This is a genomic window from Swingsia samuiensis (assembly GCF_006542355.1).
Classification (GTDB): domain Bacteria; phylum Pseudomonadota; class Alphaproteobacteria; order Acetobacterales; family Acetobacteraceae; genus Gluconobacter; species Gluconobacter samuiensis.
Genome location: NZ_CP038141.1, coordinates 117,056 through 140,270, shown reverse-complemented (window position 1 = coordinate 140,270; position 23,215 = coordinate 117,056). Strand labels below are relative to the sequence as shown.

At 43.4% G+C, this 23,215-nt stretch carries 23 protein-coding genes and 1 tRNA gene; 19 read left to right on the top strand and 5 right to left on the bottom strand.

The features are described 5' to 3' along the window. The 5 genes from E3D00_RS00640 to E3D00_RS00620 all read left to right on the top strand — a co-directional run bounded on the left by E3D00_RS00640 (window position 1) and on the right by E3D00_RS00620 (window position 6,524). Window positions 1-1,107: a glycosyltransferase gene (locus E3D00_RS00640; RefSeq protein ID WP_141459020.1), complete on the top strand. Its 1,107-nt coding sequence runs from the start codon at window positions 1-3 to the stop codon at window positions 1,105-1,107. Window positions 1,108-1,156: 49 nt separating this feature from the next. Then, the gene (locus E3D00_RS00635) at window positions 1,157-2,509 is read left to right on the top strand and encodes an ArnT family glycosyltransferase (RefSeq protein ID WP_246091448.1); all 1,353 of its coding nucleotides are present in this window, start codon (window positions 1,157-1,159) and stop codon (window positions 2,507-2,509) included. Between the two features lie 47 nt (window positions 2,510-2,556). Continuing rightward, window positions 2,557-3,447 carry a flagellar motor protein MotB gene (locus E3D00_RS00630; RefSeq protein ID WP_141459018.1) on the top strand — a complete coding sequence of 297 codons (891 nt, stop codon included), beginning with the start codon at window positions 2,557-2,559 and terminating at the stop codon, window positions 3,445-3,447. Between the two features lie 15 nt (window positions 3,448-3,462). Then, a complete protein-coding gene (gene motA / locus E3D00_RS00625; protein ID WP_141459016.1) occupies window positions 3,463-4,329 on the top strand; it encodes a flagellar motor stator protein MotA in 867 nt (288 codons plus the stop codon). Window positions 4,330-4,493: 164 nt separating this feature from the next. Continuing rightward, window positions 4,494-6,524, top strand: coding sequence for a prolyl oligopeptidase family serine peptidase (locus E3D00_RS00620; protein WP_246091447.1), 2,031 nt, complete (start codon window positions 4,494-4,496; stop codon window positions 6,522-6,524). A gap of 59 nt (window positions 6,525-6,583) precedes the next feature. On the opposite strand, the gene rpsU is transcribed toward E3D00_RS00620, so the two are convergent. Beyond that, window positions 6,584-6,787 carry a 30S ribosomal protein S21 gene (rpsU, locus tag E3D00_RS00615; RefSeq protein WP_141459012.1) on the bottom strand — a complete coding sequence of 68 codons (204 nt, stop codon included), beginning with the start codon at window positions 6,785-6,787 and terminating at the stop codon, window positions 6,584-6,586. 196 nt (window positions 6,788-6,983) lie between these two features. Here rpsU and def point away from each other — a divergent pair, with 196 nt between their 5' ends. Genes def through E3D00_RS00595 form a run of 4 tightly spaced genes read left to right on the top strand, consistent with a single transcriptional unit; the run spans window position 6,984 to window position 10,025 of the window. Beyond that, a complete protein-coding gene (gene def / locus E3D00_RS00610) occupies window positions 6,984-7,496 on the top strand; it encodes a peptide deformylase (protein WP_141459010.1) in 513 nt (170 codons plus the stop codon). Next, window positions 7,493-7,987 carry a MarR family winged helix-turn-helix transcriptional regulator gene (locus E3D00_RS00605; RefSeq protein WP_141459008.1) on the top strand — a complete coding sequence of 165 codons (495 nt, stop codon included), beginning with the start codon at window positions 7,493-7,495 and terminating at the stop codon, window positions 7,985-7,987. Before def ends, E3D00_RS00605 begins: the two co-directional genes overlap by 4 nt. After that, the gene (locus E3D00_RS00600; protein WP_141459006.1) at window positions 7,977-8,675 is read left to right on the top strand and encodes a response regulator; all 699 of its coding nucleotides are present in this window, start codon (window positions 7,977-7,979) and stop codon (window positions 8,673-8,675) included. The genes E3D00_RS00605 and E3D00_RS00600 overlap by 11 nt, the downstream gene beginning before the upstream one ends. 15 nt (window positions 8,676-8,690) lie before the next feature. Beyond that, window positions 8,691-10,025 (top strand): ATP-binding protein, encoded by a 1,335-nt coding sequence (locus E3D00_RS00595; RefSeq protein ID WP_141459003.1) that lies wholly within the window; start codon window positions 8,691-8,693, stop codon window positions 10,023-10,025. 12 nt (window positions 10,026-10,037) lie between these two features. Here the strand turns inward: E3D00_RS00595 and E3D00_RS00590 are convergent, their stop codons facing one another. Beyond that, on the bottom strand, window positions 10,038-10,610 hold the full coding sequence (locus tag E3D00_RS00590; protein WP_141459001.1) for an outer membrane protein assembly factor BamE: 573 nt from the start codon (window positions 10,608-10,610) through the stop codon (window positions 10,038-10,040). Window positions 10,611-10,720: 110 nt separating this feature from the next. Here E3D00_RS00590 and E3D00_RS00585 point away from each other — a divergent pair, with 110 nt between their 5' ends. From E3D00_RS00585 to E3D00_RS00555, 7 genes are all read left to right on the top strand, one after another. Further along, entirely contained in the window at window positions 10,721-11,302 is a 582-nt protein-coding gene (locus tag E3D00_RS00585) for a DUF177 domain-containing protein (RefSeq protein WP_141458999.1), read from the top strand. A 157-nt stretch (window positions 11,303-11,459) separates the two neighbouring features. After that, on the top strand, window positions 11,460-11,663 hold the full coding sequence (gene rpmF / locus E3D00_RS00580) for a 50S ribosomal protein L32 (protein WP_141458997.1): 204 nt from the start codon (window positions 11,460-11,462) through the stop codon (window positions 11,661-11,663). Window positions 11,664-11,731: 68 nt separating this feature from the next. Next, the gene (plsX, locus tag E3D00_RS00575; RefSeq protein WP_141458995.1) at window positions 11,732-12,844 is read left to right on the top strand and encodes a phosphate acyltransferase PlsX; all 1,113 of its coding nucleotides are present in this window, start codon (window positions 11,732-11,734) and stop codon (window positions 12,842-12,844) included. A gap of 5 nt (window positions 12,845-12,849) precedes the next feature. Then, window positions 12,850-13,818, top strand: a complete 969-nt coding sequence (locus E3D00_RS00570; RefSeq protein WP_141458993.1) for a beta-ketoacyl-ACP synthase III — start codon at window positions 12,850-12,852, stop codon at window positions 13,816-13,818. A 72-nt stretch (window positions 13,819-13,890) separates the two neighbouring features. Further along, window positions 13,891-14,184: an integration host factor subunit alpha gene (locus E3D00_RS00565; RefSeq protein WP_141458991.1), complete on the top strand. Its 294-nt coding sequence runs from the start codon at window positions 13,891-13,893 to the stop codon at window positions 14,182-14,184. 18 nt (window positions 14,185-14,202) lie between these two features. Next, window positions 14,203-14,790 carry a MerR family transcriptional regulator gene (locus E3D00_RS00560; protein WP_141458989.1) on the top strand — a complete coding sequence of 196 codons (588 nt, stop codon included), beginning with the start codon at window positions 14,203-14,205 and terminating at the stop codon, window positions 14,788-14,790. 59 nt (window positions 14,791-14,849) lie between these two features. Beyond that, window positions 14,850-14,926, top strand: a tRNA-Pro gene (locus tag E3D00_RS00555). A 20-nt stretch (window positions 14,927-14,946) separates the two neighbouring features. Here E3D00_RS00555 and E3D00_RS00550 read toward each other — a convergent pair. Further along, window positions 14,947-16,062 carry an AI-2E family transporter gene (locus E3D00_RS00550; RefSeq protein WP_141458987.1) on the bottom strand — a complete coding sequence of 372 codons (1,116 nt, stop codon included), beginning with the start codon at window positions 16,060-16,062 and terminating at the stop codon, window positions 14,947-14,949. 56 nt (window positions 16,063-16,118) lie between these two features. Continuing rightward, window positions 16,119-16,943: an NUDIX hydrolase gene (locus E3D00_RS00545; protein ID WP_141458985.1), complete on the bottom strand. Its 825-nt coding sequence runs from the start codon at window positions 16,941-16,943 to the stop codon at window positions 16,119-16,121. A 106-nt stretch (window positions 16,944-17,049) separates the two neighbouring features. Between E3D00_RS00545 and E3D00_RS00540 the strand changes: the two genes are divergently transcribed. The 3 genes from E3D00_RS00540 (at window position 17,050) to fusA (ending at window position 21,505) form a co-directional block, all read left to right on the top strand. Next, window positions 17,050-18,822, top strand: a complete 1,773-nt coding sequence (locus E3D00_RS00540) for an ABCB family ABC transporter ATP-binding protein/permease (RefSeq protein ID WP_246091446.1) — start codon at window positions 17,050-17,052, stop codon at window positions 18,820-18,822. A 96-nt stretch (window positions 18,823-18,918) separates the two neighbouring features. Then, complete coding sequence (rpmB, locus tag E3D00_RS00535) at window positions 18,919-19,221, top strand: 50S ribosomal protein L28 (protein ID WP_141458981.1); 303 nt, start codon at window positions 18,919-18,921, stop codon at window positions 19,219-19,221. Window positions 19,222-19,402: 181 nt separating this feature from the next. Beyond that, window positions 19,403-21,505 (top strand): elongation factor G, encoded by a 2,103-nt coding sequence (gene fusA / locus E3D00_RS00530; RefSeq protein WP_141458979.1) that lies wholly within the window; start codon window positions 19,403-19,405, stop codon window positions 21,503-21,505. Between the two features lie 57 nt (window positions 21,506-21,562). On the opposite strand, the gene E3D00_RS00525 is transcribed toward fusA, so the two are convergent. After that, window positions 21,563-23,146 (bottom strand): S10 family peptidase, encoded by a 1,584-nt coding sequence (locus E3D00_RS00525; protein WP_141458977.1) that lies wholly within the window; start codon window positions 23,144-23,146, stop codon window positions 21,563-21,565. Window positions 23,147-23,215: the final 69 nt, after the last annotated feature.

Sequence of the window (23,215 nt, the reverse complement as noted above, 5' to 3'; positions counted from 1 at the left end):
ATGCAACCTGTTTCCCAACTCTGCTTACCGGCTCGTTTAAGTATTATCGTTCCGTGTTACAATGAAGTCGATAATGTAGAGCCGCTTATAAGAGCGCTTGATCAAGCTTTAAAAGATGAGTTTTGGGAAGTTGTTTTTGTTGATGACAACTCCCCTGATGGAACGGCTGATCGCGTTGCGGGGATTGCCGCGTATGACCCACGAGTGCGGGTATTGCAGCGTGTTGGGAGGCGAGGGTTATCTTCAGCCGTTATTGAAGGTTTTTTAGCATCCAGCGCAGTATATGTTGCTGTTATGGATGGTGATTTGCAGCATGATGAATCTATTCTTCCTAAAATGATTGCTGATTTAGACGCCGGGGCTGATGTTGTTGTCGCTAGTCGTCATATTGAGGGGGGAGATAATGCTGGTTTAGCTGGTAAGTGGCGGCATTTTTTATCTGATGCCGGCATAAAAGCTGCTCAAAAAGTCATGGTGCATCAATTATCTGATCCGATGAGTGGTTTCTTCGCTTTAAAACGGTCTTTTTTCAAAGCTCAACTTCCCCATTTATCAGGGGCAGGGTTTAAAATCTTAGTAGATTTGATGATGTCCGCTCCAAAAACAACTGTTGTTGTGGAGGAGGCTTTTGTTTTTCGCCCCCGTCTGGCGGGGGAAAGCAAACTAAATATTGTGGTATTATTACAATTCGCCACGATGTTGATGGATAAATTAACCCATGGTTATTTACCGACGCGGTTTATTGCTTTTGGCGCAGTAGGGCTCGTTGGGATTATTGTAAATGTGTGTGTCATGCGTTTGGCTGGGGATTTGGGTTTTGCTTTTTCCAAAGCGCAGCTTATAGGAACGGCTGTGGCTATCTTAACCAATTTTTGGCTTAATAATCATATTACTTACTACGATCGGCGTTTAAAAGGCTCTCGCTTTTGGGGCGGTCTGATTTTATTTGTTTTGGTGTGTTCTTTAGGTGCAATCGGCAATATTGGTGTCGCACAAATGGTTTTGCATACTGTCGGGCATGGGCACTTAGATCGTTCTTCAGCAGCTGGAGCGGTTATCGGGGTGGTTTGGAATTATGCTGTTTCGTCAACTTTGATCTGGCGTTAATCGTTTGTATATTTTCTCGCGCTATACGAAAGAGTTATTCTGGATCATTTTGCTGTTCTTTGTCATTATTCGTTTATGGCTAGCAGCAACACTACCTTTAACACCTGATGAAGCATATTATTGGGTTTGGTCTCGCCATTTACAAGGTGGATATTTTGATCACCCTTTTATGGTTGCGTTGTGGGTTAAATTAGGCACGTTTTTAATGGGGGACACTCCATTAGGCGTTCGTTTATTAGGGCCCGTATCTTGTTTGTTAGGAAGTTGGTCGCTCGTTTATGCTGCGCGAGAATTAATTCCATCACGGAGTTGGCCTCAGTCGGGCTATAAAGTGGTTCTGTTATTAAATGCGACCCTTATGATTGGCATAGGGTCTGCTACTATGACGCCAGATACCCCACTTGTTTTTTTTATATCTGTTTTTCTATTTTCTTTAGGGAAAGCATTAGCATCAAAAACAAAAAAATCGATGATATGGTGGGGGTTAACGGGCGTTTTTTTGGGACTGGCGTTTGATTCAAAGTATACGGCAGTTCTTATTGTTATAGCGCTGGGGCTGTATGGTTTATGTAAGAAAGAGTTAAGAAAAAACGTAGGGTTTTGGGTTGTAGCGCCTGTATTTTCAATAATGATTATGCCTGTTGTATATTGGAATTATACGCATCACTGGGCAAGTTTTATGAAGCAAGGTGGTCGAACGGGTGCTTGGCAACCAGAGCGTGCCTTACAGTTCTTGTCAGAATTGATTGGAGGGCAAATAGGCCTGGCAACTCCAATCATTTTTATTTTTTTCGTGCTCGGTATTGGGGGAGCAAGGAAGAAAAATAGATTATTGAGTGTCTTGATCATTTTGCCGATGATTGTGTTCTTAGCGCACGCATTGGGAGATCGTGTTCAAGCGAACTGGCTTGCTTTGCTTTATCCAATTTGTGCTTTAGTTGCCGTAGAGGCGGTACGCTCTGTACGCTGGGGGGTAATAAGTGGTGTCGGAATTACGTTATTAATTTATGGACAAACTCTTTTTGCCTTTATTCCATTCCCACCTGCAAAGGATCCTATTCAAAGACAAACAGCAGGGTGGCCTCTCTTTACGCAGCAGTTGATTTTAAAAGCGAAGCAGCAAGGTGCATCTTCTTTTGTCGTGGATGAATATGGCTTGGCATCTCAGTTGGCTTTTAATCAGAATGTCATACCGGTAGTGGGAACAGATAGACGTTGGTCTTTGTTTGATATGCAAAAACAACATTATGTACAGGGTTTGCTCGTAAAAGAACTTCATCATCAAGCAGCAAATGGAGAGAATGGTTCGTTATGCCGTGAGAGCCATAATAAGACTGTACGGTGTTATCAGGTTGAGGTTGTTTCAGACCCAACAGGAATGCTTTTGCCGACGCATCTTTAGAGGTTTTTAACTATTCTGAAGCATACTGCCGTTGTGCAGGAGGCTTCATGGCAAAAAACGTTGAAAAAAATATACGCCCGATCATCATTAAGCGTATTGAGGTTATTGAAGGCGGCCATCATGGTGGAAGTTGGAAAATAGCTTACGCAGATTTCGTTACTGCGATGATGGCGTTTTTCTTGGTCATGTGGCTTATCAATGCGACAACAGATGAGCAACGTAAGGGAATCGCAAATTTTTTTAACCCTTTAGGTATGCAAAGTACGGCTCCTTCAACAGAGTCAAATATTATTCCGTCGAAGTTTTATCCGATTTCATCTTCTCACCATTTACCTGGTATCCAAACTCAGCCAACAAAAGAAGAACAGTCCGAGCAGGTTATTAAAAATGGCCGAAAAGAGGACTTAAATCATAGAATTATTGTGTTGCATAAAGGTGACCAAATACAAATAAAAACTCAGGCACAGGTGCAAAAGGAAGAATTTTCAAACTCTGTTGAGCAAATACAGAAAGCGATTAATGTTCTGCCGGAACTGAAGGACGTTAAGAACCAGATTAATATTCATGTTGAGAAGGATGGATTGCACCTTGAAATAACTGATTCAGAACAGGTGCCCATGTTTGCTTTGGGAGATTCTCATCCTACCCAACACGCTATCCATCTTTTACAGGTAGTTGCCCCGTATCTACAAAAGCTTTCAGGTGATTTGACAATTAGTGGTTATACGGATGCGTCTCCGTATAAAGAAGGCGGGTTAAGCAACTGGAGTTTATCCAGCGCACGTGCGGTGGCTGCGCGCGATATTTTGGTTCAAAGTGGTTTTTCAGATCATCGTATTAAAGCGATAAACGGTTATGCCGATCGACATTTATTTAATCCTCAAAACCCTATGGATCCCAAAAACCGTAGAATTATTCTTGTTTTGTCTTCGTTATAAAAATTTAGGATTAGTATGCTCATTATTATAGGTCTTGGCGTTGTTTTAGCATGTGTTTTTGGATCTTTTGTTGCATCTGGAGGCGCTATAGTCCCTCTTTTATCGTCGATGCCATTTGAGTTGTTAACAATTTTAGGGGCGGCAATAGGTACATTTATTATTGCAAACTCCATGAATGCGGTGAAGCATCTTCCTTCTGGTATGAAGCAGGCAATGAGAGGTTCACGCTATGCACAGAAAGATTACCTTGAGTTATTAGGACTGCTTTTTCATTTTACAAAATTGATGTCTTCAAAAGGAATAATGTCGATCGAGAGTGATATTGAAGACCCTAAAAATAGTCATGTTTTTCAGTCATTTCCTAAGATTAGAGATAATAGGCTTATATGTTCTTTTATTTGTGATTATTTGAGAATGGCAGGAATGAATGCGTCTGACCCTATCCAGATGGATGAGGTAATGGCTCGAGAATTGAAAAAGAATATTCGGGAAGAATTACATCTTCCTCATGCGTTACAGGCGATAGCTGATGCTTTGCCGGCGTTGGGAATTGTGGCGGCGGTCTTGGGGGTTATTAAAACAATGGCTTCTATTAATAAGCCTCCAACTGTTTTAGGGGAAATGATTGCAGGTGCTCTTGTTGGAACGTTTTTAGGTATTTTGTTGGCCTATGGGATTGTTGCGCCAATTTCTGCGCGTTTAAGTGAGGTTATAGAAGAAGAGGCGGCTTATCCAGAACTTATACGTTCTGTAATTGTGGCACATCTACAAGGAAATGCACCCTCGATTAGTATTGAGATGGGAAGAAAAATAATTCCGGCGCACTTAATGCCAAGCTTTCAAGAGGTAGAGGAGTTTGTTTCAAAAATAAATGTGACATAAGCTTGTTTTCTGAACATATCTATTTACGGTATCGTTATGAGTGATGCCTGAAAGATATAAAAATGTTTATTAATAAGCACTACGTGTTCTGTTTTTTTCTACAATTTTTTTCTGTCGGAACTGCTTTTTCTGAGGGGAGCGTGTTAAGAGCGCCTTCAGCAGATATGTTACAGCAAGTGGATGGAAAGGCAGCATTGGATTGGATAAAAACTGAAAATAGTAGAACTCAAAAACTATTATCTTCAGACCCGCGATATCAATCCCTATATGAGCATATCTTACAGGCCGAGCAATCTCCAAATCGGTTGGCTATCCCTGTTCAGATGTCTGGCGAAATATGGAATTTCTGGCAAGATCGTCAGCACGAGCATGGAATATGGAGAAGTACGTCCGAGGAGAGTTTTAATACTAAAAACGTTATTTGGAAAACGCGCTTTGATCTTGACCTTTTAGCACGCCAGGAAAAAACCAATTGGGTCACGCAAGGGGTTATATGCTTGGCGCCTCAAGAGAAGTTTTGTTTAATGGAGCTATCAGATGCAGGGGAAGATGCGCATCAATTAAGAGAGTTTAATACATCGAATGACCGTTTTGTGCCTAATGGCTTTTTCTTACCCAATGGGAAGCAAGATGCAGTTTGGATGGATCAGAACCATTTAATTGTCTCCCGGGACTGGGGGGATAAGACCTCTCAATTAACATCTTCTGGTTATCCATATATTGTTAAGATGTTGGCACGAGGTGAGAATTTAAATCAAGCAAAAGAGATTTTTCGAGGTTCGTCACAGGATATGATGGTGGCTCCCCTTGTATTTCAGGATAAAAATGGGGCCCCTGTTATTTTGATTGAGCGACATACAGATTTTTTTCATAGCCAATTATGGCTTTTAAACTCTACAACATTGCTTGTTCATAGAGTGCCTGTCCCAGAGAAATATGATGGATTGGTATATTTAAATGGAAGATTGGTTTTTCACCTCCTTCAGGATTGGACAGCTGATAATCAATTGTACCCCGCTGATAGTGTTGTTGCGATTGATTTAAGAAATTTCCATCATGTTGAAAGAGTTATTTCTCCGACAAGACAACAAACAATTGGTGATGGTGAGAATGGAGCTATCGCCGCGACGAGTAATGGGTTGATTGTCGTTCTTTATGAGAATGTGCAACCACGTTTAATGCTATATAAGCGCTCGGATAACGGAAGCTGGCACGGTCAGGGCATTACGTTACCTCACAATTTGTCAGCGTCTGTCATTTCATCTGATGTTAAGACGAAGACTGCATACGTAGAACTGGAAGGTTTTATTCAACCGCCTCAAATCTGGAAGGTTGATACAGCCAATCAAAGTGCAAGCTTGCTTTATAAACAGCCTGATTTGTTTGATGCGTCTGATCTAAGGGTAGAGCAATTTTTTGCCAATAGTAAGGATGGAACACGTATCCCTTACTTTATTGTTCATAAAAAAAACTGGCAGTTAAAAGGGAGAAATCCAACTTTAATGACGGCATATGGTGGGTTTGGCCTCTCATATTTGCCGGTTTATCACTCTGATGTTGGGATTAGCTGGTTAAATCGTGGCGGGGTGTATGTGATGGCGAATATTAGAGGGGGAGGGGAGTTCGGACCATCGTGGCACGATAGTGCTCGTTACACTGGACGACAAAAAGCATATGATGACTTTGCCGCTGTCGCACAAGATTTATTTAAACGGAAAATTACATCTCCCCAAAAAATAGGCATTCGTGGGCGATCGAATGGAGGATTATTGATGGGGGTTGAGTATACACAGCACCCCAGTTGGTGGAGTGCCGTGGTGATAGGTGTCCCTTTATTAGATATGTTGAATTATGAGCATATGGCCGCTGGAGCATCTTGGGCGGCAGAGTATGGTAGTGTAACGATAACTAATATCCGTCATTTTTGGGAAAAGACATCCCCCCTGCATGTATTGAAGGCAGGTGAACATTATCCAGAGCCTTTTATTTTCACATCGACGAAAGATGATCGCGTTGGTCCTGTACACGCACGTTTGTTTGCTGCGCGTCTACAAGAATTAAAGGTTCCATTTTATTATTATGAGGATGTGGAAGGAGGCCATGCGGGAACTGTGAATGCTGAAGAGGTGGCGCATGAACGCGCAATGGAAGCTATTTATTTAAGTCAGAAATTAATGGATACTTCTCAAAAGTGAGGCACAAAAAAAGCCGCCTCAAAAGGGCGGCTTTTTAAGATTATTCCTAATTGAAGGAATTAGAAACCTTCACGTTCCAGACGCTTACGTTCCATTTTGCGCGCACGGCGTACAGCTTCAGCTGCTTCACGAGCACGACGCTCAGATGGTTTTTCAAAATGACGGCGTAGTTTCATTTCACGGAAGATGCCTTCACGTTGCATCTTTTTTTTGAGCGCTTTTAGCGCTTGATCAACATTGTTGTCACGAACGAGAACCTGCACGGTGTCGTCAACTCCTTTTGAAGGGGCGCTCGATAGCGACACCCAAGTAAAGTAAGATAAATCTAATTTGGATGAAGCCTTTAACACACTCTTGGGATAGAGTGCAATTCATTGAATGGTCATTATGGTGTTTTTTATTCGTTTAAAAGAAAATTATCGGTAAGTTGAGAAACTGAAAGTAAGATTAGAGGAAATAATGGCGCTCCTTAAAATAGCCCGCATGGGGAATCCTGTTTTGCATAAGGTCGCAGAACCAGTGTCTGATGTTCATTCTTCTGAGATACAGAGGCTTATCAGAGATATGCTGGAAACGATGGAAGATGCTCATGGGGCAGGTCTTGCCGCACCGCAGGTTTATCAATCGCTTCGTCTTTTTGTCTACCATGTTCCTGAAAGTCGTGTTGGTGATTCGGAGCAGGCGCTTACACCACGCGTTTTAATTAACCCACACATATCACCAGTTGGTAATGAGCAGATGATATGCAGCGAAGGGTGCTTATCGATTCCAGGATTAAGAGCTGATATTCCGCGTTATAAAAAAGTGCACTATCGTGGATTAAATGCTACCGGAGATGTGGTCGAAGGAGAGGCAGAAGGGTTCCATGCAAATGTTCTTCAACATGAAAATGATCATTTAGATGGGATCCTATACCCACAGCGTATTACAGATTTTAACAGATTTGGGTTTAGCGAGGAATTCTTGCGGTGACTTTTGGCCCAGCAGAAGAGCGTAAGTCTGTCGCTGCACATTTATATCTGCGTGAAGAGCAGATACGGCATTCATATGAATTATTGTTGCGCGCTTGGCGGAGCTTAAATGCCGAGTGTGATGTGCTATTACGCGAAAATGGTTTAGGAGCGGCGCATCATCGTATATTGTTTCTTGTCGCTTATCATCCGGGGATCACTTTCAGTGAATTGTTAGAAAGTTTAGGGGTGACGAAACAATCTCTGAGCCGTGCTTTAAATGAGTTGTTAGAGCGGAGTTTTCTTGTGCAAGAAAGGGACGACAAAGATCGCCGTAAGCGCCCTTTGCGTTTAACGTCTCAAGGAGAAGAAATCGAAAAGAAGTTATTTCTTTTGTTAAGAGATGTCATGACACGTTCTTATAAAGAAGCAGGGATGACGGCTGTGGAAGGTTTTAAAAAGGTTTTGTCGCCTTTACAGCGCGTTTCGCAAGAGGTTTCGGATGCAAGATGAACTTATTCTTGTTGTAGATGATGACCCTCGGTTATTAAGATTGCTTCAAAGATACCTGACAGAAAATGATTATCGTGTTGCCATTGCGTCAGATACACAAGAGGCGCGTAGTTTATTAAAAATGTTACAACCAGACGCCGTTGTGTTGGATGTTACAATGCCAGGAGAAGATGGTTTAACGTTTACAAGTTGTTTGCGTAAAGAAGGGTTTTTGGCTCCTATTCTTTTGTTAACGGCACGAGGGGAGCCGGCAGATCGGATTGATGGGCTGGAAGCTGGAGCCGATGATTATCTGGGTAAGCCATTTGAGCCGCGAGAGCTTTTGTTGCGTTTGCGGGCTCATTTAAAGCGTGTCGTGTTTACCGCGCCCTCGATTTCAGAAGTTCCGGCTATTTTGCGTCTTGGTAAGCTCGAATTTGATGTAAAGCGCGGTTTATTGACAGGTCCAGAAGGGCCAATTCATCTCACGGGTGGAGAAAGTGCATTACTTGGGGTTTTAACTCAACAACCGGGGGTTATTATGTCCCGTGAGGAGATCTCCCAAGCATTAGAACTGGATGAAATTGGTGAACGGGCGGTGGATGTGCAAGTCACACGGTTGCGCCGGCGGATAGAGGAAGATCCTAAAGAGCCACGTTTTTTACATACGGTCAGAGGGAAGGGGTATGTCCTTAAGCCGGGAAATTAATAAAGGCTTTAAAAAATGAAGTTTGACCGTTCTTTACGCCGCATTCTCCCTCGCTCCCTATTGGGGCGGTCAACTCTTATTGTGCTTATTCCGCTGCTGGTTACTCAAGCGGTTGTGTTGAGCTTGTTTTATGGAACATATTTAAACTTAATGTCTCGCAGGCTCTCGGATGGGGTAACGGGGCAAATATCGCTTGTGCTTTCAATGGTTGAGCAAGCGCCATCTTTAAGAGATCGACAAAAAATATTAAAAGATGCGAGTTTAAGAACACAGCTTCAGTTCTCATTTCAGTGGGGAGGAAGCTTAACCAGAGTTGGGACAAATCATATTCTTGGTCCGATGGACGATGATTTTGCAAAGTCATTAACGCAAGAGATTAGGCGTCCTTTCTGGGTTGATTGGTCCCAAAAAAATGAGATGGTGAAAGCGTATATTGCTTCACCGGGGGGAGTGTTGAATGTCGAAGTCCCCCAAAAACGCCTAACGATTGGCCCAATCTGGCTTTTTGTCGTGTGGGTTTTTAGTAGTTCAGCACTTTTATTCATAATTGCATGGCTGTTTATGCGTAATCAGGTACGCGCCATCCGACGTCTTTCTATCGCCGCTGAGTCATTTGGCCTTGGGCGTGTCTCTGGTCCCATTCGACCTCAAGGAGCACGAGAGGTACGGCGGGCAGCGGTAGCATTTAATCGTATGCAAGAACGAATAAACCGATTTGTAACACAAAGAACGGCTGTTTTGGCAGGTGTTTCCCATGATCTAAGAACGCCACTAACGCGCTTACGCTTAAGTATGGCGATGTTGCCTGTAGACGGAGTGATATCTGCGCAAGATTTGCAACCTGATATTGCCGATATGATTAATGACATTGAAGACATGGAAAGGTTGATTGGTAGTTATCTATCATTTGCGCGCGGAGAGGGGGCGGAGCAGCCTGCATTAATAGATATTCGTTCATTGATTGAAGATGTGACAATTGCGACCAGACGAGCCGGTGGAGTGGTTATGGGCGTAGAAGGGGATATCTCTGTTGAGGCTATCGTTCGGCCGGACGCCCTTCGGCGTGCTTTAACAAATTTAGCAGAAAATTCCCGTAAATACGGTAATCAAATGAAGTTTTCTGTGTGGGATGGTCCGAGGAATATCAGCATTATAGTAGAAGATGATGGGCCAGGAATACCAGTGGAACGTCGTGCTAAACTGTTTGAAGTGGACGGCTCAGGTAGAAGCCGGGATGGCCGAATCGGATTGATTATCGTGCGTGATATAGTTCATGCCCATGGGGGGACCATTAAACTTCAGGAAAGCGTAATGGGCGGGCTAAAAGTTGTGCTTAGCCTGCCCAAATAAGAGATTGAATTATTATGGAAGAGAGTTGCCAGCTCCGCCATTTCCGGTCCCTTGGCTACCGATTGGCCCGGCACTTCCACCGAAAGCACTGTTCATGTTGCTCATAGGGTTATAGCGGCCTACGTTACCCAGTAATTGCTGCATAATAGATGTTTTTGTGCCAGGAGTTGGTGTTTTGGCACTAATCATTCGAACTGGCATAGCGTCTTTGCGGTTCAAGGTATTCATCTTTGTTAGAACACCAGAATTGTTAAAGTTTAGAACCACAACTTGTTGTTTATCAACACTTGGGAAGCCAAGAGGCGTTGGCGATGTGACCATGGAGATATAAATCCATGTATTATCGTCAAATGTTGCATGAGTGGTGGGTGAGCCTAAGAGATCAATCACATCGGAGCGTGTGCTGGTTCCTGGAATGAGCTGAGAGTAATCTTCTTTCTCAATAAGGGAGCCCTTTGGTTCAGGGATAGGCCTGAAGACAGAGCATCCTCCTAACAGAAGTGGAACGCAGGCAAGGCTTGCAAATCCTAACTGGCCTAACAGGCGTGTCCTACTTTTGATAACTGGGAAAGATGCGTTATTCATGGAACTGAGAACTATCCTATGCAAAAGAACCGCTTAAGATATCGCGTGCCTTAAGAATAACCTTATGTCAACGATTTCTAGTTAGTGATTAATAAGATTGGGAGTATTAAATGGGTCAATCGCTCGAATTTTCACGTCGTATCCCGCTGAATCGGTTAGGCAACGGGTTGGAAGAAAAAATTGTTGCTACTTCTGAAGAAAGAGCCGCTTTGGCCAAACGGTATGGCATTCCTGAAGTTCACAACCTTGAATGTCAGTTTGTTTTGTCAGCAGAGCACGGCAAAACAATTTTAGCAAAGGGACGCCTCAGCGCAAAAGTAACGCAGGTTTGTGTTATTACAGCAGAAAAATTTGATGATGTGCTCGCAGAAGACTTTGTGTTGCGATTTGTTCCAGAGTCGGAAATGCCAGAGGACGAATTCGACATCGATTCTATTGATCTGGAAGCGCCAGATGAAGTGCCTCATGATGGTAAAGCGATTGATTTAGGAGAGGCTGCAGCTGAACAATTGGCCCTTATGCTGGATCCCTATCCCAGAAAAACAGGAGCTGGTTTAAAAAATGCAGTTGACGTAACCCCTCCTGAGGGTGAAGAAGACACAAATCAATTTAGTGATGATGTTGAATCAGAACGCCGTCCTAATCCGTTTTCTGCGTTAGCCGCGTTAAAAAATGGACGTAGGGAAGAATAAATTCCAGCTTTGACTTGCGACATCTGCTTTGCTCTGCTAAATCCGGCCGCCTGAACTCGACGTAATTACAAAGACGACGAACCAACAAGGCGCCAGATGCCGCAAGGGAGCGGATCTGTTTGGTGTCGATTACAGAATTAGAAAGAGGCATAAAGCCATGGCCGTCCCCAAAAGAAAGACCTCGCCATCCCGTCGTGGCATGCGTCGTAGCCATTTAGCGTTACGCGTAGAAGCTCACGCAGAATGTGCAAATTGTGGAGAGCTAAAGCGTCCACACAATGTTTGCAGCCATTGCGGCCATTATGACGGTCGTGAAGTGGTTTCTGCAGGCAAAAGCCTAAAAACGGCTGTTCGCGCTTAAAATTATTGAACTGCGGGCCGACTTAATCAGGGTCCGCACATTTATAATGTTATCCGGGAACTATCTGAATGCTTAAAGCGCCAGTCGCGTCTCAACGTGATGTCGCATCCTCAGAAGCCTATGCTCTTGCTGTTGATGCAATGGGAGGAGATAGGGCACCGGATATCGTTTTAGCAGGTCTTGAGCTTGCTGCGGACCGGCATCCTCACGCCAAGATTCTTTTGATTGGCGATGAGACTGTTTTGAAGGCTGCTCTTCCATCCTACCCTAAAGCTGCACGCATATGCGATATCCGGCATGCCGCCGAGAGTATTTCTATGGAGATGAAGCCTACAGCTGCGTTGCGAGTGCGTGGGTCTTCTATGCGCTTGGCAATGGAAGCTGTGGCCGCAGGAGAGGCGCAAGGCGTCGTTTCTGCGGGCAATAGTGGGGCAATGCTTGCTCTGGCTAAGATTATTGTAAAAGCACTGCCGGGAATTTCTCGGCCCGCTATGGTTGCCGTACAGCCTTCTGCGCGCGGCGATACAATTATGTTAGATCTTGGTGCAAATATTGGGTGTGATGCTCGGAACCTTGTTGAATTTGCCATCATGGGGGAAGCTTTTGCTCAAGCAGAACTTGGCTTACCCAAACCCACCATAGGGTTGCTGAATGTTGGTTCTGAAGAACTAAAAGGTGATGAGAAACTAAGGCAGGCTGCTGAGGTTCTGCGTGAAAGTGCCCTTGGAGAGCAGTTTTATGGCTTTGTAGAAGGCCATGATATTACAGCTGGTACGACTGATATTGTCGTTACAGACGGCTTTACAGGGAATGTAGCGTTAAAGACGGGAGAGGGTGCGTTAAAGTTAGCTTTTGCTCTTCTAAAACGTGTCTTTAAAACCAATATGCTAACCAAGCTTGGATATCTTCTTGTTCGTCCGGGATTAGAGCGGATGCGGGAATGGATTGATCCAAGGCGATATAATGGTGCTGTTTTTGTTGGGTTGAATGGTATCGTTGTGAAATCACATGGTGGTGCTGATGGCGAGAGTTTTGCCTCAGCTATAGATGTGGCAATGGATGCAGTAACTCATCGTTTAAATGACAAGATACGTGCGCGCTTAGACCAGTTAGGTATGTTAAATAATAATGACCAAGGTTTAGAAACGCATTCTGAAACATCTAAAGAGCCTGTGAGCTAAAGAATATGTCTGCTATTTGTCGGGCTCGTTTAACGGGCGTTGGTGGGTATTTACCTCGTCAAGTCATCACAAACGCGGAGTTGGCGCAGAAGGTGGATACCTCAGATGAGTGGATTAAGACACGTACAGGTATTGAACAGCGCCACATCGCTTCAGAAGATGAGACAACGGCAAGTATGGCTGCCCTTGCTGCTCAACGGGCTCTTGAGCAGGCTGGTGTTTCTTCAAAAGAAATTGATGCTGTAATTGTCGCGACATCAACGCCCGATAAAGTGTTTCCAGCTGTAGCCGTTCAGGTTCAGGCCTTACTGGGAATGGAAAAAGGCTTTGGTTTTGATGTGAGCGCTGCGTGTTCAGGGTTTATATTTGCTTTAGCTACAGCAAATTCTTTGATCCAATCTGGTAGCGCAAAAAAAATTCTTGTAATTGGAAGTGAAGTTTTTTCACGTTTATTGGATTGGAATGACCGCACAACCTGTGTGTTGTTTGGTGATGGTGCTGGAGCTGTTTTATTGGAATCCGGCGCTGAAGATGGCCAAGGCGTTTTATCTACCCATTTGCATTCTGACGGTCGGACAGGTGATTTGCTCTATGTCGATGGTGGTGTCGGGTGTGCTGGAACAACGCAACAATTAAAAATGGTTGGGCGTGAAGTTTTTCGTCATGCCGTTGTTAAACTGTCTCAGGCTGTCGATGAAGCATTGGAAAGCAATCATTTAACAGGTGAGGATGTAAAATGGTTGGTTCCTCACCAAGCCAATCTGAGAATTATTGAGGGTATGGCTAAAAAACTTTCTCTTCCTTCAGATAGGGTGGTTGTTACCGTAGATCGGCACGCTAATACTTCTGCGGCATCCATCCCTTTAGCTTTAAATGAAGCAGTACAGGATGGACGTGTTCAGAAAAATGACTTGGTTCTGATGGAAGCTTTAGGCGGTGGTTTGACTTGGGGTTCTGCTTTGATCCGTATGTAAAGAGGATCAAATATTTTTTAATGTTACAATTGATTTCTTGGTTTGTCTGTGAAGGTCATGTAACTTGTTTGCATGGATACTGTGACACGCGCGAATCTAGTTGAACACGTACATAATCGTGTTGGGTTGTCTAGGCAGGAGTCTTCTTCTGTTTTGGAGAGCGTTTTGGAAATTATTTCTTTCGCTCTGGAAGAGGGTGATTCTGTTAAGTTGAGCAGCTTTGGAACTTTTTCTATTCGACAAAAAGGTGAACGCATTGGCCGAAACCCGAAGACCGGCGTTGAGGTTCCAATAGCACCAAGAAATGTTTTAATTTTTCGTCCTTCACAATTGCTCCGAGATCGTGTGAGTGGCGTAGAAAAATAATAAAAGGTTGTATTTATAATGACGGGTAGTTCTGACGAATTTGGTGAAAACGTTGTTTCTGCAAAGCCTGTTCAGACTAAGACGTCTAAAGCTCCAGATGCTTATAGAACGATTAGCGAAGTAGCAGATGAGCTGCATATTCCTCAGCATCGTTTACGGGCGTGGGAGACAATTTATCCCGGTGTAAAACCCTTCCGAGGAGAAGGTGGTAGACGGTATTACAATCCGGAACATATAGAAAAATTAAAATTAATATCTGAGTTACTTTATACCCATGGTTATAAACCTCATGCTGTTTTGCGTATTTTGAAAGCACAAAAAGCGCATCATACAGAAGAGCAGGTAAAAAATAGTATTGAGGAAGAACCTCTATTAGTCGAGCAAGCTGCTGCGTCGACAGAGAATGAATTAGCAATGTCTGCTCAAAGTGATGAAAGAAATGAAGAGGAGCGAACATCTTCTGACGCTGAAGATGAGTTTGAAAAAGAGCTTTTTACTTTGATGGAAAAAAATCAGAGTTTAGAAAATGAGAATAATCTTTTACGTAAAGAGTTAAAAGAAATTCTTGTTGAGTTGCAAGCTTTGCGGGCTCTTTTGCCCGCTTGAAAAAATAGTCGTTGCAGTATTTAGTTTAGCCTGTTAAAGCACTTTTCACCGCAGAGTGACGGGCAGTAGCGCAGCCTGGTAGCGCATCAGTCTGGGGGACTGGGGGTCGTGGGTTCGAATCCCGCCTGCCCGACCAAACTCTGCGGTTTCAAGAAATTAAATTATTTCCTTTTTAGGGTTATCTGATGGTTCCTCTGTCCATAGGGTCCAGAGCAGGTGTATTGCAGCCATAATGGCTGGACCAAGGAATAACCCAAGCAGACCCCAAGTTTCAGCACCACCCAGAATACCGAGTAGAACCCATAGGAATGGCATTTTGGTACTTCCTCCAATAAGGGCTGGGCGGACAAAATGATCTGCTACGAAAATAACGACAGATCCTAATACCGCTACGACGATGGCACCTACCATGCTGCTTTTTGCAAGAAGTAAGAGTGATACCAGTCCAACGGTTGGCCATGCCAAGAAAGGGATCATCGCGGCAACGGCTGTTAACATTGCGAATAAAAGCGGCTGTGGTGCACCCGTAAATGCGTAGGCTACTCCCATGATAACACCTTCGCCAATACCTACAAGTACGAGCCCTGCAAGTGTTCCATGGATTGAAGATATCATTTGCTTGGCCAGATCTTCTCCTTGTCTACCAAAAAGACGGTGTGATCCGACTAGGCTTTTCTCAATGACATAATCGCCGTCTTTGAGGAGGAAGAAGAGTGTGAGCAAAGAAAAGGCAAAAAGAGTGCCGCGCCGTAGAACTTGAGAGCCAACCTGCTTTGTCATCTGCATGCTATGGCTAATATCTACAGAATGAAGCAGGTGAGATAAGCGCTGAGGGCTCGTTAAGTGATTTTGCCACCAAGCCGTAGCTTGTGCTGCTCCAAAAGGAAGGTGAGGCACCCATTCTGGCATAGGAATACCATTATCGCGGACATCACTAATCCATTGAAGGGCGCTCTGAATTTCGTCTGCAAGTTTAACCCCGACGAGAGAAGCAGGTACAAGAAAAATAAGAGCAATAAATGTAGTAAAAACGAGTGGCAACCAGTCTGTTTTACCTACCTTTCTCTCAACGCGTCGGTAAAGTGGCCACAAGGAGATAGCAAAGACGCCTCCCCATAAAATGGCAGGTAGGAAGTTTTTGAGAGTGTATAATCCTATTAAAAGAAGGAATAAATATAACCCCAAGCGTGCTCGTCTTTGCAGAGAGCCTGTAGAATCTGAGCTTTCTACGGGAATAGCAGGGGAGGTGTTTGAAGGTGACGTGTCGTTCATGTTGATCCTGAAAATTTATCTATTGATGATAGATAAACGAGAGAAAAAGAAACGTATTACTCATTAAGCAAGTTGCTTAAGGTGGCTTTTTCTTTGCTGTTGAATAAATTATGTCGGATAAACAAATCGATTAATACAAGATTTACGTTAAATTTAAAGTCATTAGTGTTTTTAACAATCTGAAAAACATCTTGAATTGGTAAAAGAGAAAAACTTTCGACCTCTCCATCCTCGGCGATGGGGGTGAAACTTTCAGGAAGAATTAAGTCATAACAATGTAAAAGATCTCTACGAAGCCCTTCTGGGCGTTCTAGCGCATAGTGTAGTGTGCTGACATGCTTGGCTTGTTGAGCTAACTCGGGAGGGATCCCAGCTTCTTCTTGAGCCTCCTTGAGGACTGTTAGGTTGGGGGTGAGGCCAGTACTCATGCCGCCTGCAACAAGATGGTCGAGTTTACCCGGGTCAAGACGCTTATTCATGCTGCGTTTGGCTACCCATAGCATCAGCTTATCACCTTGTTTTACAAGACCGTTGAGGTGTATCCCTTCCGCATTTAAGCCGAGAATAGGGATAGCACCACGATCCACCTGACCGATAACAACATCTTTTTGTGCGCGCACATCAAAGAGTTCATTATGCGGTTTGTAAGCGTTTAGCTCTGCCAGATTATTGCTGAGGGATAAAAGCTGATGACCTGAAGTAATATGGAATCCTGTGCCCGATTGAAGATACCCTAGTTGAGTAAGAAAAGAAGAATATTGAGGTGCGATCCAGCCAATAATCTTTTCATGGTAAGAAAGAGGGATATATTTTCCCGGAAGGTTGGCGCTTTTACAGGCTTTAATGTGTTGTATGAAAGGAAGTAATGTTGAGTCGATCATAAAGCCTTGGACAGAATGCAGAAATTACTAAGATGGAATGAGTGCAGAATGACCGTTATCTTTTGCATGTTTTTATATGTTTAAGAAATATGATTCGTTGCCAAAGATGCTCTCGCTTACTCAGCTTTGGCACAAAATACGCCCAGATAACTTATTATTTGTTTATTGGCGCATCAGCCTAGCTGTTGTTTTATTATTGCTTGAAAGCGTTGCTTCTGTTGTGACGCCGTTGTTGTTTAGCCGAATGGTGGGCACGCTATCGGCTCAAAGATTATTACTCGCTGTGCCTGTCTGGTTGATTCTTCAATATGCGATTGTTCGAACTGTTTCAGCGCTAGCAACTGCTGGGCGTGAAATCTTGGTTGTGCCTGTTGAAACAGATCTACAAAGGCGTGTGGCTGTTGCGGGTCTTGAGCACGTACACAAAATGAGTGTGCGGTTTCATCTTAATCGGCAAACAGGCGCGTTAACACGTATCTTGGACCGAGGGGCTGATGCTGTTGGCACAGTTCTTAGTCTCGTTCTTTTCAATGTTATACCCAACGTTTTGCAGCTGAGTATGACATTTGTTGTTATTTTACGTGTCTTTGATTGGCGATATGTCGCAATTTTAATCGTAGCGATCATGATATACGCCACTACATCCTATTATTTTACAAAAATGCGAATGGCTGCGCGTCGGGCAAGAAATCTTGTGAATACACAAGCTCAGCATCAGCTTGTTGATAGTATTTTAAACTTTGAAACTGTGCGTAGTTTTGCGAATATTTCTCGAGAGATTCATCTTTATGATGAGAAGAAAAAACAATGGGCTTCTGCTGAAATTTATCTGCAACGATTGGTTAATATTTCGCAAATGTGTCGGAGTTTACTGATCGTAATAACGACAACAGTTCTGTTATCGTTAGCCGCGTTTGACATTGTTCATCATAAAATAGCTGTGGCTCAATTTGTGTTAATAGGCAGTTATTTGAGCAGTTTATATAGCTCTGTCGCTGCGCTGAATTATGTTGGAGCGGGGTGGAGAAATGCCCGTGTTGATCTCGAAAATTATTTAGAGCTTCTTGCGACTAATTCTGAAATTCTAGATTCGGAGAATGCTATTTCTTTACCCTTCAAGCTTAAGGATGGAGAGGCTGCAACGATTAAGTTTGATCATGTTGGTTTTGCTTATGACGAGAAACGGACTATTTTACAGGATATCTCTTTTGAAGTTCCTGCGGGAACAACACTTGCTATCGTCGGCCATACAGGATCAGGCAAATCGACATTAGGCCGTTTGCTCACCAGGGCTTATGACCCCACGTCGGGGGCAATTTTTATTGATGGATATAATCTTAAAAATATTGCTCAAGAGAATTTACATAAAATTATAGGGATTGTTCCCCAAGATACGGTACTTTTTAATGCGGAAATAGGGAAGAATATTGCATATGGTGATTTGTCTGCTTCTTTTGAGGATATAGAGAACGCGGCAAAAAAAGCGCAGATTGACGCCTTTATTCAAAAAATTCCTGAAAAATATGATACTATCGTTGGGGAGAGAGGGTTAAAACTTTCAGGTGGAGAAAAACAGCGCGTTGCTATAGCGCGCGTGTTACTAAAAGATCCTCGTATCTTGCTTTTGGATGAAGCAACAAGTGCTTTGGATACTCAGACGGAAAGTGCGATACAAAATGAATTAAGCGTGCTTTCCCGGCTGCGTACAACGGTTATTATCGCGCATCGGCTATCAACAATTCAAGATGCAGATCAGATTATTGTTTTGCATGAAGGAAAAATTATTGAGCGCGGAACACATATAGATCTTTTGAAAAAAAACGGGTATTATGCCGCTATGTGGTTGGCGCAAGCTGGCGATTTACTTACAGGGACTTGACTAAAGTTCAAAAATCCGCCATAAGCCGCGCCTGATTTACGGAACACGCTGGACCTCGCTGTCCTGCGTCAATCCAGCATCGAGGAAAGTTTTACCATGTCTCGCCGTTGCCAGGTCACGGGCAGAGGCGTGCTGACGGGGAATAACGTCAGTCACGCTAATAATAAATCCCGTCGTCGTTTTCTCCCTAACCTACAGGAGACCACGCTGATCTCCGATATTCTGGGTGCTCCAGTACGTATGCGCCTTTCTACGAAGGGTATTCGTACGATTGAGCATAACGGTGGGTTGGATTCGTTTTTGCTGGGTACGTCAAACCGTAAGCTTCCAGAAGAAGCACAGGTTATTAAACGTCGTATTTTACGCGTTCAGGAACGCAAGGCTGCCCAGACTGCCTGAGAATCTTTTTTTCGGTTTTGTGCCGAAATATTAAAGATTACTCTTGAAAACCATGGTGGTCTGCTTCATTCAGCCATCACTGGGACTCAACAAGTTCGACTTTAGAATATTTTAACTAAGTCGCAGCGGAGGTGTTTCAGTCATAACTGGAACACCTTTTATTGCATTTTGGAGGTTCTCCATGTCCGAAAGCGTTCAGGAAGCCAAATCGGCACTCTCGAAGATCCGTAACATTGGTATTACAGCTCATATTGATGCTGGTAAGACCACGACAACAGAACGTATTCTGTACTACACAGGCGTTTCCCATAAAATTGGTGAAGTGCATGATGGTAATACAACCACTGACTATATGGCACAGGAACGTGAGCGTGGGATTACGATTACGTCTGCTGCTGTTACATGTGAGTGGAATGACCACCGCATCAACATTATCGACACCCCAGGCCATATCGACTTTAACATCGAAGTGAACCGTTCATTGCGCGTTCTTGACGGTGCAATTTTCGTTATTGAAGGTGTTGCTGGTGTTCAGCCTCAGTCAGAAACAAACTGGCGTTTGGCAGACCGTTATAACGTTCCTCGTATCATCTTTATCAATAAGCTTGATCGTGTTGGTGCAGATTTCTATCGCGCATTTGATACGCTTAAAGAAAAGCTTGATATCGTTGCTGTTCCTCTACAGCTGCCAATCGGGGCAGAAGACAACTTCGTAGGTGTGGTTGATCTTGTAGAGATGCGTGCAATCGTTTGGGAAGGTGGCGAGCTCGGCGCTAAATTCCACTACGAAGAAATCCCTGCTGATTTGAAAGAAAAAGCAGCGGAAGCACGTCAAACACTTCTTGATACAGCTTTGGCAGTTGATGATGCTGCAATGGAAGAGTATTTCGAGAAGGGTGACGTTGATATTGCAACGCTGAAAAAATGCATCAAGAAAGGTGCAATCAGCGGTGAATTCCGTCCAGTTATGTGTGGTACAGCCTTTAAGAATAAGGGCGTTCAACCTCTTCTTGATGCTGTTATTGATTATCTTCCAGCTCCTGATGAAGTTGAAGGTATTCGTATTGCTCCACCAGAAGACGAAGAAGTTGATGAAAACTTCCTTCCTATCATTCCAGTGGATCCAGACGGAAAATTTGCGGGCCTAGCCTTCAAAATTATTTCTGACAAATACGGTACGCTAACCTTCGTTCGCGTTTATCGTGGCGTTCTGAACTCAGGTGACACGATCCTTAATACAACCAAGGGTCATAAAGAACGTGTTGGCCGTATGTTCCAGATGCATGCTGATAAGCGTCAGGAAGTAAAGTCAGTAGGTGCTGGTGATATTGCTGCGTTCGTTGGTTTGAAAGACACTGTAACAGGTGATACTTTGGCAGACGGCGCTGATCCAGTTGTCTTGGAACGTATGCAGTTTCCAGTTCCTGTTATCGATATTTCTGTTGAGCCAAAAACAAAAGACGCCGTCGAAAAAATGACGCTTGCTCTTCAGAAGCTTACAGCAGAAGATCCGTCACTTCAGCTAAAGACAGATCAAGAAACAGGTCAGACCATTCTTTCTGGAATGGGTGAGCTTCACCTTGATATTATCGTTGACCGTCTTCGTCGTGAATATGGCGTTGATGCGAACATCGGTGCGCCACAGGTTGCTTACCGTGAGACAATTACTCAGCCTCACGTTGAAATTTATACGCATAAAAAACAGTCTGGTGGTTCTGGTCAGTTCGCTGAAGTTAAAATCGAATTTGCTCCATCTGATAAAAAAGATGAGATCACATTTGAAAATAAAGTGGTCGGTGGATCTGTTCCAAAAGAATATATCCCTGCTGTTGAAAAAGGTATTCGTGCGCAATCAAGCACGGGTGTTCTTGCTGGCTTCCCAACGGTAGACTTCAAGTTTACGCTGCTTGACGGTAAGTACCATGATGTTGACTCATCAGCTCTTGCCTTCGAAATTGCTGCTAAAGCTTGCTTCCGTGAAGGTATGAAGAAAGCTGGTCCAGTTATTCTTGAGCCAATCATGGATGTTGAGATCACAACGCCAAACGATCACGTTGGTGACGTCGTTGGTGACTTGAACCGTCGTCGTGGTATCATTCAGAACCAAGAAACATCTGGTTCAACTGTTATGATCCGTGCGCAGGTTCCTTTGAAAGAAATGTTTGGCTACATTTCTCACCTACGTTCTGCAACAAAAGGACGTGCTTCCTTTACAATGCAGTTCCATCATTATGATCCTGTTCCACGTAACGTGGCAGAAGAAATTATGGCTCAATCCGCTTAATTTCGTATGCTCGAAGAAAAGCCGACTGGAATATTCCAGTCGGCTTTTTTTATGCGTTTAATGTAAATTATCAGTCTGCCTGATAAATGTAGCCACATTATCATGGAGTTGTTGCAAAGCGTTCGGGTCAACATACACCATGTGTCCGGATGTATATTGGGCATATTGAATATTCTTTTGTAAGCTATCGGGTATTGGAAGATGTTTCATTTCATAAACACCTTCGTAATAAGGGGTAGCAAGGTCATAATACCCACTATTGAGAAAAACATGTAAATTAGGGTTGGTCTTCATAGCCATGGCAAGATCGTTCATGACGTTGGCTAGGGATGCACTTTGTGAAGATAAACCATATTGCGTGTGATTGAAGTCCCAAGATGTATCGGGGTTTGATAAGCGGTAGGTATCATTATTTCCATATTTTAAGGTATTACGAACATATTCATTGAATAAAGAAACATAAGCGGAACTAATGGAGTTTGATTGTGGATCATATTCTGCTTCCTTACTAAGAGGGTCTAAGGCTGGGCTAGAATACCGCGTATCAAGCCGGCCGGTCGTTAAGCCTGTTTTACTTTGAAGTTGTTGCTCAAATTGGCCGCTATTAACACGGATATTCGATTTCAGAATATAATCGGCTGATAACCCCGTATATTCATGTATCTTATTCGCAATACCTTGTTTTTTAGTCTCGCTTAAATCTGCCCCTTGCAGCAGAGCGAGGGCATAATCATGAGTTGAGAAGTTTTCTACCTCTTTTAGAAAAGCTTTAAGGTCAGTGTGTTCATGAGGAAGAGTGTGGTGATACCATGCTGTAGCGGCATAAGTGGGAAGGGAGAGAATATATGGATCATCAATTCCCGGATTAAGCTGAGGGGTATCATTATTATTGGTGTAATTAAGGATTTGAGAGAGAAGGATTACACCATTGAAATCAATACTTTCGTCTTGCGCTAATAAATTAACGACCAATGCAGAGCGTAAAGTCCCATAGCTTTCTCCCATGAGATATTTGGGAGAATTATAACGGTTATATTTTGCTAAGAACTGCGCGATAAAGTGTGTAAAGGCAGTGGCGTCTCCATCAACTCCAAGGAATTCTTTTGCTGCATTTTTACCAGCAATACGCGAAAAGCCTGTCCCGGGGGCATCAATAAAAACGATATCAGAAACATCTAAAAGAGATTGCTGATTGTTCTGTAAAGCGTAAGGAGCAGCAGGTAAGTGTTGATCTCCTGGTGTGTTTACACGGATTGGGCCAAACGTTCCCATATGGAGCCAAATAGAAGCAGAACCAGGGCCGCCATTGTATAAGAAAGTAATAGGCCGTTTATTAGAAGGAGCCCCGTCTTTAAAATAAGCTGTAAAAAACATAGAAGTGACAGGTGGGTTTTTGTCTTCTTCTTTGGGGTTATCAATATTTATTCCACGCTTAAGTAGAATTTGGTTGGAATCATCATATTTATTGCCATGAACAAGAAGGGTGCCTGCAACAGCATGGTAGGAAATGGTCGTTCCATCAATTACGACATTTCCGCTTGTTACGCTTTCATCTGATATTTTTGGGGGAGATGTGGCTGCCACAGCTAAAGAGGTACTTAAAAGTGTGGCAGCGCTAAAAATAAGAGTTTTATGAATCATGAGAGAGAACTTTTTAATAAAATTGACCAAGTTCTCTCTTGGACTAACCTATAAAAGCAAGCAAGTAGT